Source organism: Nitrospirota bacterium (assembly GCA_030684575.1).
In the GTDB taxonomy this organism is placed as follows: Bacteria; Nitrospirota; Nitrospiria; order Nitrospirales; family Nitrospiraceae; genus Palsa-1315.
This window is the reverse complement of record JAUXVD010000004.1, coordinates 81,985-99,892: the sequence shown is the minus strand read 5'-3', so window position 1 is coordinate 99,892 and position 17,908 is coordinate 81,985. Positions and strand designations below refer to the sequence as shown.

The 17,908-nt window shown below is 56.6% G+C and carries 16 protein-coding genes; all 16 read right to left on the bottom strand.

From position 1 onward, the window contains the following. Window positions 1–7 precede the first annotated feature (7 nt). Window positions 8–1,114, bottom strand: a complete 1,107-nt coding sequence (locus Q8N00_02590) for a hypothetical protein (GenBank protein ID MDP2381672.1) — start codon at window positions 1,112–1,114, stop codon at window positions 8–10. Between the two features lie 103 nt (window positions 1,115–1,217). After that, window positions 1,218–2,999 (bottom strand): SulP family inorganic anion transporter, encoded by a 1,782-nt coding sequence (locus tag Q8N00_02585; GenBank protein MDP2381671.1) that lies wholly within the window; start codon window positions 2,997–2,999, stop codon window positions 1,218–1,220. 147 nt (window positions 3,000–3,146) lie between these two features. After that, window positions 3,147–3,314, bottom strand: a complete 168-nt coding sequence (locus Q8N00_02580; protein MDP2381670.1) for a hypothetical protein — start codon at window positions 3,312–3,314, stop codon at window positions 3,147–3,149. A 190-nt stretch (window positions 3,315–3,504) separates the two neighbouring features. Then, a complete protein-coding gene (locus Q8N00_02575; GenBank protein MDP2381669.1) occupies window positions 3,505–3,828 on the bottom strand; it encodes a hypothetical protein in 324 nt (107 codons plus the stop codon). Window positions 3,829–3,950: 122 nt separating this feature from the next. Next, window positions 3,951–4,739, bottom strand: coding sequence for a hypothetical protein (locus Q8N00_02570; GenBank protein ID MDP2381668.1), 789 nt, complete (start codon window positions 4,737–4,739; stop codon window positions 3,951–3,953). Window positions 4,740–5,525: 786 nt separating this feature from the next. Beyond that, window positions 5,526–6,047, bottom strand: a complete 522-nt coding sequence (locus Q8N00_02565) for an NADH-quinone oxidoreductase subunit B family protein (protein MDP2381667.1) — start codon at window positions 6,045–6,047, stop codon at window positions 5,526–5,528. 95 nt (window positions 6,048–6,142) lie between these two features. Beyond that, window positions 6,143–7,735 carry an NADH-quinone oxidoreductase subunit C gene (locus Q8N00_02560; protein ID MDP2381666.1) on the bottom strand — a complete coding sequence of 531 codons (1,593 nt, stop codon included), beginning with the start codon at window positions 7,733–7,735 and terminating at the stop codon, window positions 6,143–6,145. 13 nt (window positions 7,736–7,748) lie between these two features. After that, on the bottom strand, window positions 7,749–9,287 hold the full coding sequence (locus Q8N00_02555; GenBank protein ID MDP2381665.1) for a hydrogenase 4 subunit F: 1,539 nt from the start codon (window positions 9,285–9,287) through the stop codon (window positions 7,749–7,751). A gap of 14 nt (window positions 9,288–9,301) precedes the next feature. Next, window positions 9,302–9,967: a hydrogenase gene (locus Q8N00_02550; GenBank protein ID MDP2381664.1), complete on the bottom strand. Its 666-nt coding sequence runs from the start codon at window positions 9,965–9,967 to the stop codon at window positions 9,302–9,304. 4 nt (window positions 9,968–9,971) lie between these two features. Further along, window positions 9,972–10,931, bottom strand: coding sequence for an NADH-quinone oxidoreductase subunit H (locus Q8N00_02545; protein MDP2381663.1), 960 nt, complete (start codon window positions 10,929–10,931; stop codon window positions 9,972–9,974). Between the two features lie 14 nt (window positions 10,932–10,945). Then, window positions 10,946–12,997, bottom strand: coding sequence for a hydrogenase 4 subunit B (hyfB, locus tag Q8N00_02540; GenBank protein MDP2381662.1), 2,052 nt, complete (start codon window positions 12,995–12,997; stop codon window positions 10,946–10,948). Between the two features lie 262 nt (window positions 12,998–13,259). Then, entirely contained in the window at window positions 13,260–14,183 is a 924-nt protein-coding gene (locus tag Q8N00_02535; GenBank protein ID MDP2381661.1) for a carboxypeptidase regulatory-like domain-containing protein, read from the bottom strand. Window positions 14,184–14,474: 291 nt separating this feature from the next. Next, window positions 14,475–15,482: a hypothetical protein gene (locus Q8N00_02530; GenBank protein ID MDP2381660.1), complete on the bottom strand. Its 1,008-nt coding sequence runs from the start codon at window positions 15,480–15,482 to the stop codon at window positions 14,475–14,477. 22 nt (window positions 15,483–15,504) lie between these two features. Continuing rightward, window positions 15,505–16,260, bottom strand: coding sequence for a DUF3365 domain-containing protein (locus Q8N00_02525; GenBank protein ID MDP2381659.1), 756 nt, complete (start codon window positions 16,258–16,260; stop codon window positions 15,505–15,507). Between the two features lie 132 nt (window positions 16,261–16,392). Continuing rightward, window positions 16,393–16,710: a hypothetical protein gene (locus tag Q8N00_02520; protein MDP2381658.1), complete on the bottom strand. Its 318-nt coding sequence runs from the start codon at window positions 16,708–16,710 to the stop codon at window positions 16,393–16,395. Between the two features lie 32 nt (window positions 16,711–16,742). Beyond that, window positions 16,743–17,765, bottom strand: a complete 1,023-nt coding sequence (locus Q8N00_02515; protein MDP2381657.1) for a sodium-dependent bicarbonate transport family permease — start codon at window positions 17,763–17,765, stop codon at window positions 16,743–16,745. Window positions 17,766–17,908 lie beyond the last annotated feature (143 nt).

The window sequence follows — 17,908 nt, the reverse complement described above, 5'->3', positions numbered from 1 at the left end:
TATGCGTTCAAGCCGCACGGCGCTCAATCATATCCATCGTTCTCGACTGCCAGGCGAGAACTGCGGTGCGCACGTGCATTTTCTCCGCCAGTTTCGGGAATTCGGCGCGGATGACATCGGCGGCGAATTCTGACATGAAGTGGCTCTTGAGTTCCGCGCGGGCACGATCTACGCCGATTTCGTGGTAGGGCGCTTCGGCGAGCAGCAGAAAGCCGTCATGGGGGATACGGCCGGCGAACATGTTGGCCTCGATGATGCCGGCGGCCTTGCGGATGGGGTTGGCGAGGTCGGGGCTGTAGGGGCCGATGATGAGTGCCGTATTAGGCAGGTGCAGCCATTCGAACCCGCGGCCGATGCAAATCATCCATTCCTGATGCTCAAAGTTAAGCTCGCGGTTGGCGTGCCTGACTCCGGCGATGTGGGTGATATTGTCCTGCACCAGGGGCAAAAAGTCCTGGCGTATCTGGTCGGGCATGTCTGGATAGAGCCGTGTCAGCAATGCCGGCAGGGTGTCGTGATCTGTGGAGGAGAGGGTGGATAGATTGAGGACCTCCTCTCCAGCGCCGTGGAGGACGAGGGCGTCTTCGTCGGTCTCGAATCCACACACCACCGGATATACCGTGTCGTGTCGGGTGCCGAAGACCGCCTCCATCTGTTGTTTGATCCCTAAGGTGTGGGCGCGGGCGGCGTTGGTGTCGTAGTTAAAACCGGCACACCCGCGACGGGGGTCCCCCTTGGAGTAATGGTAGGTGAGTAGTGCCAGAGTACGTCGTCCTTGTCGCACCGCGCCCTGCACATGCTCTGTGAGTACTTCACCAAGGTGTGGCCAGCCCAAGTGGAAGCATCCGCCGAGATTGCGGAATGGCAGGATGATGCCGTGCGGTGTGTTGGTAGCCAACGAAATGTTGACGCGTCCATCCATGCACGTGAACGCGGCGATAGCGGTCGGGTGCTGCGCGAGGTAGCGGCTGCGCGCCAGCCATGACTCGGGACTCTGGAATTCCCATGAGTGGCGGCGCGCTCGATCGAGCAGCCAGTCGATGCGTTGTTGTATGGACATGCCATGAATGACCATGCCGTCTGTATTTGCGTGTGACAGCGTTGAATTCGTCATTGTTGCATCCTTCTTGGCCGTTCGGACTCGGCGATCTTGGAGAATGTGCATGCCCAATGATAGCAAGGCTTCCAGACGTGACCCTTGCGTAATTCTTCTTTTCTCATGCGAATGCCATTCGCTCTCGTGGATTATTGACACGGTATCCCAGCACGTGGTCAGAAAACGCGCGAAAATGGTCCATTCCTACGATGGCGCAGGTATGGCCGGCCTCGATGCATTCATCCTGGAAATGGTGCAAATACTCCATCGAGGTATGGTCGACCACCTGTCCCGCCAAGATGATTAAGAAGTTGGCTTTGGAGTTCGTGGGAACGACGAGCGTTTGGTGAAGCGCTTTGTCGAGTTTCATCAGGTTCATGCAGGTGACGGAGGACAGGTAGATTTTATACGGATTCTTCATCTCTCCGACCGTGCCACGGATCGCGCTGGTCGCAACGGTCATGACACTGTACCGCTCACGAGAGCCGCGGCCATCTCCGATTCGAATCACGGGATTGCTGAACAATTCAGTGAGCGCAGCCGGTAGCAGCCTGGCGGTCCGCCAAAAGGACGACTCTCCGGACGGAGCTTCCCGGGCTGAAGCCCGTACCAGGTCGAGACAGAGCACGATGACCTTTGTGAGTGTGCCAAGGACCACTCCTTCCAGCAGATCGGAGGTATACAGGGTGACGACAACGGTGACGACCGCGATCAAGAGTTGTTCCTTGCCGACCGCGAGTATCTTCTGGAAAATTCTGGGTGCGCAGAGTTGCCATCCGACCCAGATGAGCAACGCCGCCAAGACAGATAGCGGAATCAGATTGATGAGCCTCGTTCCGAACCATAAGAGGAGCGCGAGGGAGCAGGCATAGTAAAAGTTGGCCCAAAGGGTTCGTCCTCCGGCCATGATATTAGTCGTGCTTTTCACTCCGCCGGGAATAATCGTCAAGCCACCAGCCAGGCTGGAGAGGATGTTGGAGATACCCATGGCCCGCAAGGTCACGTTGGGATCCGATTTTCGATGGAACGGATCGATCTTGTCGACTGCCGCGATCGTGGCGAGCGATTCCGTGCCATCGATGAGGGTCAGCGTGAGGATCGTGACCAGGAATGCCATCCACAAGTCTTGATTCTGCCAGGCTTCAGAAAAGTGAGGGAAGTGAACGCCATGTTGGAAAATATTGAGGGGCACATTGACGAGGTATTCTTTGGGGAGTTGCAGGAGCCAACTGGCTAACCCACCCAGGCTGACGACGAGGAGAGGCGCTGGGATGAGCGTGGCCCACCGTTCTGTTCTGCTGGAAAGAAAAAAGAGAAGGGCCAACGCCAGCCCTCCGACGAGGAAGATCGCCGGATTCATCTCCTGGATATCGTGAGGAATCGCCAGGATGGCTGCTGGAATGGATTTGACAGGCGGCAACCGGTCTCCCAGGAGTTGCGGGATTTGTTTGATGATGATCAGCATGCCGATCGCGCTCAACATGCCTTCGACCACCGAGACGGGGAAATACAGGGCGAAGCTCCCGGCGCGAAGGAGGCTCAGCACCACCTGGACGACGCCGGTCAGACAAATCGCCACTAGCAAGAGCGGATATCCCACCGCTAAGTCTCCATGGCCGAGTGCGATCATGCCGGCCAGCAGAGCCGGCGCCAGGCCGGCGGCAGGTCCGCTGATGGTCACATAGGCACCACCGAGAAATGGAAAGACCAGTCCCGCGATGATGGCCGAGATGACGCCGGTGATGGGCGGGGCACCGGAGGCCACTGCGATGCCCAGCGAGAGGGGAAGCCCGATGAGCGCGACCTGCAGCCCGGCTAACAGGTCGTAGCGCCAATGCTTGAGCCCGCGTATTCCATTCTGTGGTTTCTCCGTTGCTGGAGTCAGCGATTCATGAGACGACATAGAATTTCTCCTGAGCATTCCGGTTCCCAGTGATCCCGTGCAACGGCCGTCGCCTCAAACTGTTTAGGGGGACACGTTGGGTCGAGGGGCATTCTAGTTGCTGACTCCGGTAAGTGCCAGTACATCTGTTCGACTTCGGGCGCCTCTCTACCTGCCATTGATGGTCATGATTGCCCGGTTCGGAAGATCTGATGAGAAGAACCAGCCGACGAGTATGATCGTGAGCATGAGCATGGTCACCATAATTGTCACCTTGGCCGTCCTGACAAGCAGATCGGCACTCTCTGTCAGGGCTGCTCGCAATATCGGTGGCATCGTCATCTCCCTTGTCTTGTTCTTTCAGGTGTTGGTTGCTCATGTTGCCTCATATGTCTGTGCACAACTGATGCCGATGGAGGTCGCTCGTCTTCGGCGCGCAACCAAGAGCCTTCTACGTATATTGCCAAAGAATGCTGGGGGTTTAGAAATAAACTGATGAGCTGCGAGGGGAGGCTTGCATCGCGGTTCAGGCTTTGGATGAGCGGGATCGCACGGCGCGCACGGTGCGATATCGCTCCTGCTGGCAGATATGAAATGGTTCAGGATTATGTCGTGCGGTCGTTTCTAGTCTGGCGGGAACGTCCGTCAGCTGTCTCCAGCTGTTCGTGACGGCTGGCGTGGGAGGAGGGCTACTTTGGCGGAACGACTGCCGAGCCTCACTCGCGTCAAATTGGCCGGTGATTTTCGTTCCGGTGGCGCTCAGGTCCTGGGCATCAAGAACATGCGCCGTGATCCGCTTTTCTGGGGCAATCCATCGACGGATGCCCCGACATTTTCCCTCGTTCGTCATGTGCGTGCCCTCTTTCGAGCCGTTAAAGGCGAATCGAGCTGGGGTGCCATCTACGAACGACCTGTAATCCTCCGATCAGTATGCTTTGGAGGCTCACACGGTGCTCCATCTTCTCAGACTCCTTACTTCTTTGGCTGAAAGGCGATGTCCGTCACTTTGTTCTCTTCGTCCACCAAGAGCACGGCAGCATCGCCGTTGGACAGCGTCGCCAACCTCGGCTGAACGAGCGGGCGCACCTCGTATGAGTGCTCTTTGCCGTCCGCGGTGCGAATGACAATGGTATTGCCCTTTAGGGGCTTCAGGATCACACCCGAGACCTGACCGAGGTTGCCCTTGAGAGGTGATTTCTTTTGTCCGAGTTCGGCTGCTCGATGCACTGATTCCACGCTCTCCATTGTTACGTCCGCGATCTTATCCAACTCGTCGATGAGAAAGATGGCATCCGCCCCGACGGGAATGGAAGCCACTTTGCTTTTTGCGACCGGTCGTATGAGGTGGGCCTCTTCTTTTCCATCCGGCGTATGAATCACTGCCTTATCGTGTCCGGTTGGCATCGGTTCAGCGAGCTGCCCTCGAACCACACGATGGTGGCTGGTCTCGCCGGCAATGTGCACATCTACCAGTAGATTTTGATCATTCACGGTGATCTCAACCAGGTCTCCTTTTTTGAGTTCCGGCAATCCCTTATCTTTTCGCACGTTCATGGGGAGATACCGAGGTTGTCCCTCACCCATATTGATTTTTGCCTGGTCGCTCCTGATGTCCTCTACCGTGCCAAGAAGCACTCGGTCTCCGGAAAGAAGTTGGGGGTGAGCCTGCGTCAACTCAGATGCTGCACCGGAGATGGAGGCGACTGAGAGCCACCCCGCTGATAGGACCGCAAGTCGCCATACATTATTTCGTTTCATCATGATTTCCTTTCTGTACTGCTGTTGGGTACACATGTTCATGCTCTTCTTCTGGTCATGCACGAATTGAGTGACTCGTCGAGGTTGCTGTTAGCTGAATAACCGCCCATCGCACCTCGTCCTGTTTCGTCAACGGAAGGTCTTCATGCCTCCGGTTGAGCAGGAGAAGCATCAATTGGTTGCTCATGTTTTTACTCGCCGACGACAAATGGCTTCCTAGTGTCTGTCCAGACTATTGGCTGTGACATAGTGTTCAGGTGTCCGTTCGATATCCGGAATCACGGAAATTATCTCTTCATTGCTGAACAGGGGGGCTCCTTCGATTTTTCCATTCCCATCGACTGTACAGAGCAATACAAATGCCATGCAGAGCGTATGTGATATTCGTGCAAAATCATGCGCCTTGTTGCAGACGTGTTCGCGAAAAGAGCGATGTCGCACCAGGCGCACGGTGCGAAGTCGCCCCTGGGGGGCGGGGGGAAACCATTATCGGCACAGCAGAACTTCGATGGCTTGTAGGTCTGAGGCAAAATAAAACACCACCGCTGAATGCTCAAAGAGGCAGCCTGGTAAGGCAGCAGCAAGAGAGGCGGTGATGCGCACTCTATTCCATATGGGGAGCCTCTGAGCAAAGCGAGAACGCCGCATGGATACAGTTGTGTGTTGGCGCGCTGGAGTTGGGTGGGTGAAAGGAGCGACCATTTCATATCTGCTAATAGCAGATATGAAATGGTTCATGGACTCGGCGTGGGGTGGGGCGAGAAAAAGAAAGAGTCAGGTTAGGCTGGTTCAGTCTGTGTGTGAGCCTGTGTCTGTCCGTAATTCTTGGAGCGCCTTGAGGATTTCAGCTGGCCGTGGGGGACAGCCGGGAATGCGGAGATCGACAGGGATATGCTTCTCGACAGGACCAGTCACGGCATAGCTTCCTTTGAAGACGCCACAGTTAATCGCACAGTCGCCGAGGGCAATGACAATCTTTGGATCCGGCGTCTGTTCATACACGTCCTTCAAGGCTCGTTCCATGTTGACGGTGACCGGTCCCGTTACGACCAAGGCGTCGGCATGGCGTGGTGAGGCTGCGATGTGTATGCCGAATCGTTCGATGTCATAGACCGGGTTCGCCAGCGCATTCATTTCCATCTCGCAGGCATTGCACGAGCCGGTATCCACAGCGCGAAATGCCAGCGAGGAACGGAACGGCCTGGCTTTGTCTTTTGCTTCAGATGTCGAGATGTCTCCCTGTGGCGCGGCTGCTGGATGTTGGCCTGTTACGACTCCGGTTTTCAGACTTTTCTTCAAAATTCGAAACATACTTCCTCCGATCTTAGCTTTCAGCTTTCAGCGGTCAGCTCTCAGCTTCGGAACTCTTACTGAAAGCTGAAGGCTGATCGCTGATGGCATGCTCCTCACAAATCATTCCCTGCATAGGACAGACTAAAGCTCTTGTTGATAAGCGGGAAGTCCGGAATGATATTCCCGAGCACGGCCTGTTGGATTGCGGGCCAGTTCGCGAACGAGGGGTCACGGACTTTGCAGCGATGAATGGTTCCGTTCTCTCCGGCCATCACCATATACAGAATTTCACCGCGCCAACCTTCGACGGCTGACAAGGCCCATTCACCGGTTTGTGCCACGCGACTGGGTTCGGTAGCGATCGGCCCCTGCGGAATCTTCAGCCGAATCTCTCTGACCAGCCGCATGGACTCATGGATCTCATCCATGCGAACACGCATCCGCGCCCGCACATCGCCATAGCAATAGTTCACCACCTTGACGGGAAGTTCGTCGTAGGCGGCAAAGGGCCGATCGCGCCGGAGGTCTTGATCGAGGCCCGACGCCCGTCCGACGACTCCCACCACCGCATGATCCCAGGCCGTGGGTTCGGTCAGGACACCGGTGGTCTCCAGACGGTCTATCAGGGAGGCGTTGTGGGCGATGATCGATTCCAGTTCCGAGAAGTCCTGTTCGATGCGGTCCATTTCAGCGACCATCTCGGCCAATTGTGTCGCCGTGAGATCGATGGCGACTCCACCCACCTGGATGACTCCACGGAGAAATCGTGAGCCGGTCAGCCGGTCGTTGAGCTGCATGATCTGCTCTTTCATCCGGCTGCAATGGGCATGGGGCAGGGCATAGGCCGTATCGTTACAGATGGCGCCCACGTCGCCGAGATGGTTATGGAGTCGCTCCAGTTCGAGAAATAGGCTCCGGAGATATCGTCCACGGCGTGGCACTTCCAGCTGCAGCAACGATTCGACCGCCTGGCAATAGGCGAGGCTATGGCCGATGGTTGTATCGCCGGAGACCCGTTCGGCTAAGGGAACTGCTGCGGCCAATGTTTGTTGCTCGAACAGCTTCTCGACTCCACGATGTGTCCAGAAATGGTGCAGTTCAAGTTGCATGATGGGCTCACCTGCCACAGAGAATCGAAAATGGCCCGGCTCGATGATTCCGGCATGGATCGGCCCCACCGGTACTTCAAACACCCCTTCCCCCTCAATGCGGCGGAAATGATGTTCGCCTTGCTGCCGACCCAATACCTGGTCCCAGGGGAAGTCCTTTTTGAGCGGGTGGGTGCCTGTGGGCCAATGTTCGTGCCGAACCAAACGTCGCAAGTCCGGATGCCCCTGTGGAATCAATCCGAACATGTCGCGAATCTCTCGCTCGTACCATTGTGCGGCATGAATGTGCGGCGTGATGGAGGGGAATACCTGATCGTTTCCCGTAAGTTCAGTAGATAGCAGCACCCAGCGGCGGGAGGGCTCCAGGGTGAACAGGTAGTGCAACCCATAGGTGTTACGTACGGGGCGATCGTCGACCGCCCATAAGAGCGTGAGCCTGCCATGTAAGCTCGGTTGGGTATGGAGGTAACGGGTGATCGCCGGGAGGAGATCCTTGGAGACAAGAAAGTGAGAGTATTCTGTCCGAACCTCGTCTTTTTGTACGATGGACGGGAACGCGGCTTTGAGTACTTCGTCGCAGGACCTCGATTCTGCCATGGCAGTCATTCCTCTAGTGAACCAGGATTATTCGCGTCGCCTCTTCCAATAGTTGCCGGATGGGCTGAGGGAGGAAGAACCCAAATCCCACCAACGCCGCAGCGAGCACGATGATCGGCAGATGGCCCAAGGTCCAGGCTTCTCCCCGGACGATTCCCTCCGGCGGGGTGCCCCAGACCATGCCGGTAATGCGATAGAGCAAGCCACTGAATGCAAGTATGGAGCAGAGCAGGAACAGTCCAGTGAGGCCCAGGCTGGTGAATTGGTTCGAGAAGGTCACGGTTACCATGCCGCCGCTGTTGCTCAACCATTGTCCTGGAACCCCTTGCGCTGCCAGGGCTGTGACGATTTGCACTTCGCTGACAAATGAGGCGAAGGGAGGAAGGGCCGATAAGGCCAGCCCCGCGATCATCAAGGCCATGGCTGTCCAGGGCTGCGCAATGGCCAGCCCCTGCACCTGACCGATCTCTACCGTGTGAAAGCGACGGTGAATGTTGCCTGCGGCAAAAAATGCCATCGACTTGGCGAACGCGTGATTCAGCAAATGAAATAGTCCGCCGAAGGCTCCCAGCGGACCTCCGACTCCGAAGCCGATCATGGCGATCCCCATATGTTCGATGCTGGAGTAGGCGAACAGCCGCTTATAGTTGTGCTGAATGAGGATGAAAAATGCTGCCGTCACAAATGAGGCAAACCCGAGCAAGGCCAGCAACCCTCCTGTAAAGGCAGGCGAGACGGCGTGGTCGACAATCATCTTTATGCGGAGGATGGCATAGACCGCGACAATTTCGAGCACACCAGCCAGCATCGCTGCCACCGGAGCCGGCGCCTCGGTATAGGCCTCCGGCAGCCAGCTATGCATGGGCACAAGTCCCACCTTGGTGCCATAGCCCACGAGGATAAAAATGAAGGCCAACTTCAACACATGCGGGTTCAACTGGTCGGCCACAGGCAGCAACTGCGTCACGTTCAACGCCTCGCTGACGTCCCCCAGCACATGCAGCGAGGAATAATAGGTGAGCACCACGCCGAAGAGTGCGAGGGAAATCCCCACCGAACACAAGATCAGATATTTCCATCCGGCTTCCAAGGACTCTCGCCGTCTCCAGAAGGCAATCAGGAAGGTTGTGGCGAGCGTCGTCGCCTCGATGGCGACCCATTGCACTCCAACACTGTTCGCGACGGTCGCAATGACCATCGCCAACAGAAACATGTGAAAGAGGAAAAAAAAGAGGTTGAGCCTTGTGGGGGCGATCACCCCTCGCGCCACCTGGTCGTCCATGTAGGAACGCATGTAGAACGAACAGGCGAGTCCGACCGCCCCGATGATGAAGAGAATGAAGGCCGATAAGGCGTCGAGATAGACCAACTGCCCCAGCGCCGTGAACGGACCATCCTTCAATACGGTCCTGGTGATCATGATTTCCGCCCCCACGAGCAGACTCATACTCGTGAGGTTGATCGCGTGGAGGAGCGAAGACCGATGAACAACCAAACTCAGCCCCCCCGCGAGCAGCGGGGCGATCAACAACACAAGGACTTCGATTATCACAATAAACCCTTCACTTATTCCTTCAGGACGGTGAGGTGGCTGGTATCCACCGTGTCGAACGTGTCTTGCAATCGATTGGTATAGATTCCCGCAATCAACGCCGCGATGAGCACGTCAAAGAACACGCCCAGTTCCACGATTAAGGGCATCCCGTAGGTGGCGGCGGTGGCTCCTAAAAATAAGCCGTTCTCCATGACCAGAAACCCCACCAGCTGCGTGACGGCCTTTTGCCTGGCAATCATCGTGAAAAATCCGATGAGCACGATGGCCAGCGCGATGGCCAGAGAATCGCGCGTGAGCAGAAAACCCAGCGGAATGATGGGCTGCGTGATAAAGAAGGCCAGCATCACCAGTGCGCCGCAGATCAGCAGGCCGGCCGGTACGTTGACGTTCATCACCAGTTCTCGCTTGACGTTCAGACGCTCGATGACTTTCTTGAGCACCCTCGGGATGATGACCACTTTGATCACGCCGGTCAGCGCCGCTGCGATGTAGATATGGTGGTTTCCGGTCAGGAAGGCCACCAGCGCTGCCGTCAGGACGAGAAAGGCCGACTGCAGTGCGAAGAGGTCGACGCAGGCGGAGAGCCGCCGCTGTGCCACGATCGCAAAACAGGTGAGCAAGAGTAAGGCCGAACACAAGTCGACGAGCTGTGACCCAATATGTGGAGAAATCTGCATCGGCTCAGCTCCGAAGAATGTAAAAGAATAACAGCCCGAGGAGCGCCAGGATAAAGGCGACGCCCAGGAGATCCGTTACGCGAAATAACCGCAATTTCGAGAACATACATTCGATGACCCCGATCAGCACGGCGAGCCCTGCAATCTTCACCACGTAGACCAGGAGCCCGATCGCCAATGCGGTCGGCGCCAACGTAGTCGCAATGCCCCAGGGCGCGAAGACGTTGGCAATCAGCGAGAGAAACACAGCCAACTTCAGGCCGGCGGACCATTCGATTAAGGCGAGATAGCGGCCGGAGTATTCCAGGACCATCGCCTCATGGATCATAGTCAGTTCCAGATGCGTGGCAGGATTATCGACCGGCACCCGCCCGGTCTCGGCGAGCGCCACGATGAACAGAGCTGCCAGCGCCATTAGATGCGGGGACGGGTCTGTCACGATTCCTTCCAGCAACGCGGTCTTGTGGACAATGGTGCTGAGATTGGTGGAGCCGGCGGTCAGTGCGATGGCAAAAATTGAGAGGATCATGGCCGGTTCTGTCAGCGACGCAACGATCGCTTCCCGGCTGCTGCCCATCCCGCCGAACGCGGATCCGGCATCGAGTCCTGCGAGGATCAGAAAAAATGTTCCCAGTGCCAGGAGATACACGAGTGCGATGATGTTCCCCGAAAAGTTTAACGGTGTCTGTGAGATGAACGTGGGAACCAGCAGACCCGCCGAGAGCGTGGAGGCGAACAGAATGTACGGCGTCGCAGGGAAGATCCAGGAGGTCGTCGTCGAAATCACCGGCTGCTTGCGGAAGAGTTTGGCGAGGTCGGCATAGGGCTGGAAGATGCTGGCGCCCCGGCGGCATTGAAAGCGCGCCTTGACCTTACGAATCAGGCCTACGAGGAAGGGCGAGACCGCGAGCAGGACGATGACCTGTGCCGTGACGAGCAGCAGGGATTGAATGATTGGGGGCATCCTACTCGCGTCTCCTAGACCGCGAACAACAGCAAAATGACGAGTGTCACGAATATATAGGTCAAGTACAGATGCAGGCTGCCGGCCTGAAGAATACGCAGGCGGTCGGCGATTCGCATGAAGACATGGACCACCGGATCGTAGAGATACTTTTCAAAGACCGGCTCGATATGAAACTCAAAGTGTCGTCGTTTGGCGAAGTAGCGGGACTCTTCCAGGAACTCGGTCTCAAGTTTGATCGTCGGCTGATAGAAGGTGCTGAACACTCGCTTAATCGGTTGGACAAATCCCGTAGCCGTGTACTCCATCCGTGGGGACAGATTGATCCCGCAGCCCCAGGTTTTGTATGCGCGTGTCATCAGACGGCCACCGAAGAGGAAGGCCAAGAGGAGGCCAAGGAGTCCGCCCAGGATCAGCATGGCCGCCAACATGGGAGGTGAGATGCTGGAGAACTGGACGTTTCCTGGCGCCACGGCCCAGCCATCCAGTGCGAGGACCTTGTCGGTGATCGACACGCCGGTCAGAGGGGCGGTAATCCGGTCGAGGAGCGGCACGACGAACATGGGGGCGAGTCCAAGTCCGACGCACAGCAGGGCCAGGATGCCCATCCCGATCCGCATGGCGACCGGGACCTCTTCGGCATGGCGTGCATGGGCACTTCGTGGGAGAGCCAAGAAGGAAATACCGAAGACCTTGGCAAAGCAGGCCAGCGCTAAGACGCCGGTCAAGGCCAGCAGGGCTGCGGCGATTGGCAGCATCAACTTGAGGAATAGAGCCGGGAGTTGAAAGCTCAGAAAGAGTGTTTGGAACACCAGCCATTCGCTCACGAATCCATTGGTCGGGGGGAGAGCCGAGATCGACACGGCGCCGATGAGAAAGAACAGACCGGTCCAGGGCATGCGACGTAGCAGCCCCCCATACTCTTCCATGTTCCGCGTATGCGTGGCGTAGAGGAGCGAACCTGCTCCCAGGAAGAGTAAGGCCTTGAAGATGGCATGGTTGATCGTGTGGTAGAGCCCTGCCAACAGGCCCAGCGCAGCAAACTCCTTGAGCCCGTAGGTCTGAAAGATCATGCCGGCGCCGATGCCGAGCAAGATGATGCCGATGTTTTCCACGCTATGAAACGCCAGGAGACGCTTGAGGTCATGTTCCATGAGCGCATACATCACACCCAGTATGGCCGAGAGGATCCCGACGAGCAGCACGACGAAGCCCCACCACCAGGGGAATTGTCCCCCAAGGAAATCGAAGTAGACCCGGATGAGTGCATAGATGGCCGTCTTGATCATGACGCCGGACATGAGGGCCGAGATATGCGATGGCGCGGCCGGATGGGCGTAGGGCAACCAGACATGCAAGGGCACGATCCCGGCTTTTGTGCCGAAGCCGATCAAGGCGGCGAGAAAAACCAGGGTTCGCATCCCTTCCGGTAAGGCCTGTCCCGGATGACGAAAGGCATCAAACGAGAACGATCCTGCGGATTGAAACAAGATTAAATAGGTCAGGACCACAAAGGCCGTGCCGATGTGTGTCATGACCAGGTAGAAGAATCCGGCGGAGCGGACATCCGCCTTCTCATGCTCTGTGACGACCAGAAAGTAGGAGGCGAGCGACATCAGCTCCCACGCAATGAGGAAGAAGAATCCATTATCGGCAATGACGACGAGTGTCATGGAGAGCAGGAACCCGTTCGTCAAGGATGCCAACGCGGCGACGGAGACCCGGTCATGGAACTCCTTGAGATATCCCATGGCATAGATGGAGGCGGCCAGCCCGGCGAGGGAGATGGTCAGGACGAAAAAGGAGGCGAGCGGATCGAGCCGAATCGCGAAGGCGAGCAGGGGAATGGGCGATGCGACGGTGGCGGTCAACGGTTCGGACGCGACGAGTCCGCTGAGTCCCAATGCAATACCGATGAGACTTGCGACAGAGGCACAGACGCTGCCCACCATCCCTTGCGTCTGCGGCTTTCGCGGGGTACAGAACGGAAGCAGGAGGCCGGCTGCGTAGCTCGCGAGGAGGAGCCTGAGAAGCATGTGCATGCCGTCGGTGCTAGCCAGCATCATGTATGGTGGTTCATGTCGTAGTTGTCTGGGCGCGTGAGCTCAGGAAGAGAGGTGCACGTCCTCATAGAGGACGTGCACCGATTGAGCGGCAAGATCGCCGTCTGAATAGTCTTTCGTTACGTCCATCAATCGTGCACAAGAATCATGCCTGATCCGGTTATGGGCGCTGACGAATCAATGCAGGCACAATGCGCTGCGCATCATCGGTGATGCCATACAGGCTAAAGGGTGCTGGGTCTGTTGTGCACGGGCCATTTCCTCTTTAATGAGCCTGCTTACGGATTATCGGATCGATGTCTTTCTGTGCTTCTACGGTGTAGCGGCCGGATGGATGATCTAACACCTCGTTGGCGTAGAGCCGTCCGGTCGGGGCCTGGACCGCGATATTGGCCTCCACATTCGCCTTCGGGCTGACGGTGACTGTCTGTTCGGTCACGGTACGGATATAGGGATGCCAGATGACCAGCTTATAGGTGCCAGGTGGCACATCGGTCATCGTGAACCGGCCCTGCTCGTCCGTCTTGGCGAAGTACGGATTCGTGATGGCCAAGCCCCAGCTCTCCATATAGGCGTGGAAGCCGCATTGCATGACAAAGGTCCGGCGGCCCTTGCTGAGATTGACCAGTTGCTTCATTGGCGGGCCGGCCATGTGTTTGTGGTACATCCCGGCATCGCTGCGATCCTTCAAGTCGCGCGGATGCTGCGGATTCATCGGCAGGGGCACGTTGAAGAGCACGCGCGCGCCCAAATTCGAGGTTTCATACGCCTGAATGTCGTGCATGACGGGGTCCATGTTGACCACTGTCACCGTTTGATCGTCTCGGACCACAGTTGTGAAGGGGACGAAGAGGCAGTCTCTCGCTTCGATTTGTGGCACGGTCTTTTCCACGAAGGGTTTGCCCTTGTCGATTCCTTCCAGATAGACGACGACCTCACGAAATTCTCCCGCAGACCCAACCTGGAACGGTTGCAGGATGCGCCAGCCTTTGCCATCAGAAATGCGTCCGCAATAATATTGGTCCGGTAACGTAATGAGGTTGTAGCCCTTTGGCTTGGGAACCTGGCCTTCGAGGGTCACGATTCCTGTGATGCTACCTCCGTCCGTTACGGCAATTTCTTCATAAGCCAACACCGGGTTTCCGAATCCGATCGTGGCCACTATCACTGCTGCAAGCATAGAGCGCATTAGATCCTCCTTGTTCTCAATCAGGGGCTCGGCATAAGTCATTTGTGTATGGGGTCGAGTATGAGAGTGGCTCGATCCAGAGTCGGCAGTGGGCCATACCCTCCCTCACTGTGAGATCGTATGCACTGCAGGATAACATAATATTTTTCTGTTGAAGAGGGCTTCTTTATGTCGTTCAAGTTTTTTCAGTACCGAGGCGAGGCCACATTGGGCCAGGGTCTCCCTAGGGCAGATAGTCGGAAGTTTCTCCACCCGTGCCCCCAATCGATATACGGGGCAATTCCAAGAGATCTAGGGGGCGGGTGTTATAAGGAAAATGTGCGGCTTTCCGTCAGCGGCGATTCCGACCCCGGCGATCTGGCCGCGGTCATTGATGCAGCGAGGAGCCAGGGTTTTCCACCCGGACCCTTGTGGAAGAAGGGTGGTGAGATCAATCATTTTCCCCTGGCTATAGAGGAATCCGCGCGAGCCACTTGTTCCGACGATTTGCCCTGCCTCGTTGATGGACAGCGCGGTACTTTCTTGCCCCTCTAACGTTCCCAAGTCCGTCATCTTTCCATCCGCGTAAAGAAACGCATGTGCTTTATTGGACCCTGCGATGTTCGCGCTCCCCACGACGTGGCCACGGTTATTGATGTTATTCGCGCGACTATCCGTTCCTCCCAGGGTTCCCAGGTCCGTCATCCTGCCTTGCTGGTACAAGAAGGCATGGGTCTCGTCACTGTAGGCGCTGGCATAGCCGACAACCTGACCGATGTGGTTGATATCCGTCGCCGCACTTTCTTTGCCCCCCAGGGTGCCTAAATCCGTGAGTGTCCGTCCTCGATACATAAACGCATGGCGCTCAGACGGGAAATCGGATCCGGGCACTGGAATGAGGGTGTACCATCCCACCGCCTCAGCCAAATCGTTCACCGCCAACGCAATCCCAGGTGGTCTCACAAACGCGGCGAGGTCTATGAACTTGCCGTCGTTGTAGATAAAAGCGTCTCGTCCAATGTTCCCCACGATCTGGCCTTTATCATTGATGTCCATGGCGCGACAGCCGATTCCACCGCACGTGCCGAGGTCGATGAATTTCTTCCCGTCGAACCACCATCCCGTGTTCCTGGTCTGGCTGATCGGGATGGCTCCGGCCAATTGACCGTTGTTGTTCAGGCTTTCGACCGTGCCACCGACTGCAATCGCTCCGACATCCTTGATGGTGTATTTGTCCGCTGCCGTCGCGAGAGCGTCGACACTCAACCAGGCAATCATTGCACATAGTCCGATGGCCCAATATACGCGCGACCATTTCATCAGATTCACCTCCTGAGACATTTTATTTCACAGCATCCAGAGGAATCGAGACACTAATCGCACCGGCCAAATCCCCCTCTTCGGCTCCTTCTTTGCGATACCCGGAAATGTCCAACTCTCCAGCCGGCCCACCATGACAGGTCAGGCAGTCTCTCGTGTAGTAGATGGGGGTCAGTACGCGCAGTGTATTATTGCCGGTTTCCATATCGCTAATGGTGACGGATTGACTCGGCTGCGTCAGTAATCGTCGAAGCACGGCTTCCTCGTATGGGTCAGGGGCATTCTTAGGATTGCGTGGCCGGAGCGTCGTCTGCTTCAGCTGGATGCCCGAATGGGCCGAAAACCGGCTGGCTACCCGACTGCCGAAGGTGGCCGGGATAAAGTTCTTATATCCGACTCCTTGCTGGTTGATCACCGGCTGCGCCTCTGCGACCACGTCCTTGCTCGCATCTAAGAGTGCGCGTAAGAGGTTCGACGTTTCCGGAGGCAAGTGAGCCGAAGCCGGATGTGTCAGATCGACACCGGTGCGGGTTCGAAACTCGTTGATGACTTGTCGCTCGAACACCTCGGGCGTAAATCCCTTTGCGCCTTTGTTGGGATCGTCGATCAATAATTGATTGCGATCGATGATCACTCGTCCTGTACTGAGGAGCGTGGCGATCAAGCGCGCCGCTTCTTCCGCTTGATAGGGCGTGACGCCCGCCTCTGCATAAGGCCCCACTAGGCCTAAGCTACCGGCAACGATGATTATCAGGATTCTCTGTGCGACACGGGTCATACTCGTCTCCTTCACCTTGTTGGTCTAATCCGACTCACGGCTTGTCCCGTCCAGCACTTCAGATATTGATCAGCTCTTGCGTGCGACCGTGGGCCCACTGGGCACATGATGTTGCAATTGATTCTCGACGTCTCATGTCCCAGGCGAAGCCGGGGCCCGACTCAGCACTTCGATCTCATGTTGAAAGGCGGTGACAGCATAATCTGGTTGAAGGGTTCGCTCCACCTCTTGGAGAATGAGATGTGCCAGGGGCTTGGGCAGGACCAGAAGCATTTTGAAGGTCTGGTCGCTCTCGAGTTGACCTGTACGGGTACCATGTGTTCCCCATCCTGAGGCGACATCTTCAATGGTATACCCAGGAGCTCCTGCACGTTTGACCAATTCTTTTAACGCGGGTTCCATGACACGTTCGGTAATGATGGTCAGTAGTATCGCCTTTTCCATGTGCATGTGAGTCTATCCTCTCGTCCGTTCCCTGTCGGTCATGATCCGAATACTAGTTTCGCGAGCCAAAAATACAGAGGGATGCCCATTGCAATATTGAATGGGAACGTAATTCCCAATGATGCCGTGAGGTAGAAGGAGGGATTCGCTTCCGGGAGCGAGATGCGCATGGCCGCCGGTGCGGCGATGTAGGATGCGCTCGCCGCCATGACGCCCAACATTGTGGCGCCGCCGACGCTCAGCCCGACAAAGCCCCCTATGAGCACACCGATTGTTCCATCAATAATCGGCATGACAATCGCAAAAGCGATGAGGAATGCACCGACCGCTCGCACCTCGGCCAGTCGCCGGCCGGCGACCAGGCCCATTTCTAACATGAACAGACAGAGGACGCCCTTGAAGAGGTCTCCGAAAAATGGTTTGGTCACCGCAATCCCGTCCGGTCCGGAGATATAACCAATAACAAGCGCACCCAACAGGATGATGGAGCCAGTGCCAGTCAGTGCTTCGTGCAGGACGGGCCGAATCCATCCGGCACGTGCCTTCGTTGCCCCATCCGGCTCACTGTGGTTTCTCGTTTCGATTTGAAGCGCGACTCGTGCCAGCAAAATTCCGACGACCACCCCGGTTGGTTCGAGGATCGCCAGAAACGCGGACAGATATCCCTCGGGTCTGACTTGGAGGCTGGATAAGAACTGCGTCGCGACGGCAAAGGTGACCGCGCTGACTGATCCGTAATGGCCTGCGATTGCCGCCGAGTCATGGATGCTGAACTTTCCCATGTAACGGAGGATGAAATAGCCTCCGATAGGGATCAGGGAGCCCAATAAGAAGCAGGCGACGATCGGCATCCAGATTGCCATGATTCCCACTTCACGGATTTCAGCCCCTCCATGCAAGCCAATGGCGGCTAACAGATACAGTGTCAGTCCGATGTAGAGGGCATCGGGTACTTTGAGCTCCGACCGGAGCAATGTTGCCAGGATGCCCAACGCAAAAAAAAGCGGCATCGGGGCGGTCAGGTTATGGCCGATGGCGTCAAGTAAGGTGTGATCTACCATTCAGTCTTCCTTCCGATGTCATGTTGATCCAAGCAGATATTTTAAATATCGCAAGTTCTGTTCCGCCAGCATGCGGTTGCCCATGAAGTCCACGTCGGCCTGAAATCGTTATCAGGCGCAGCTTTTTGCGAAAACTCGCAGAT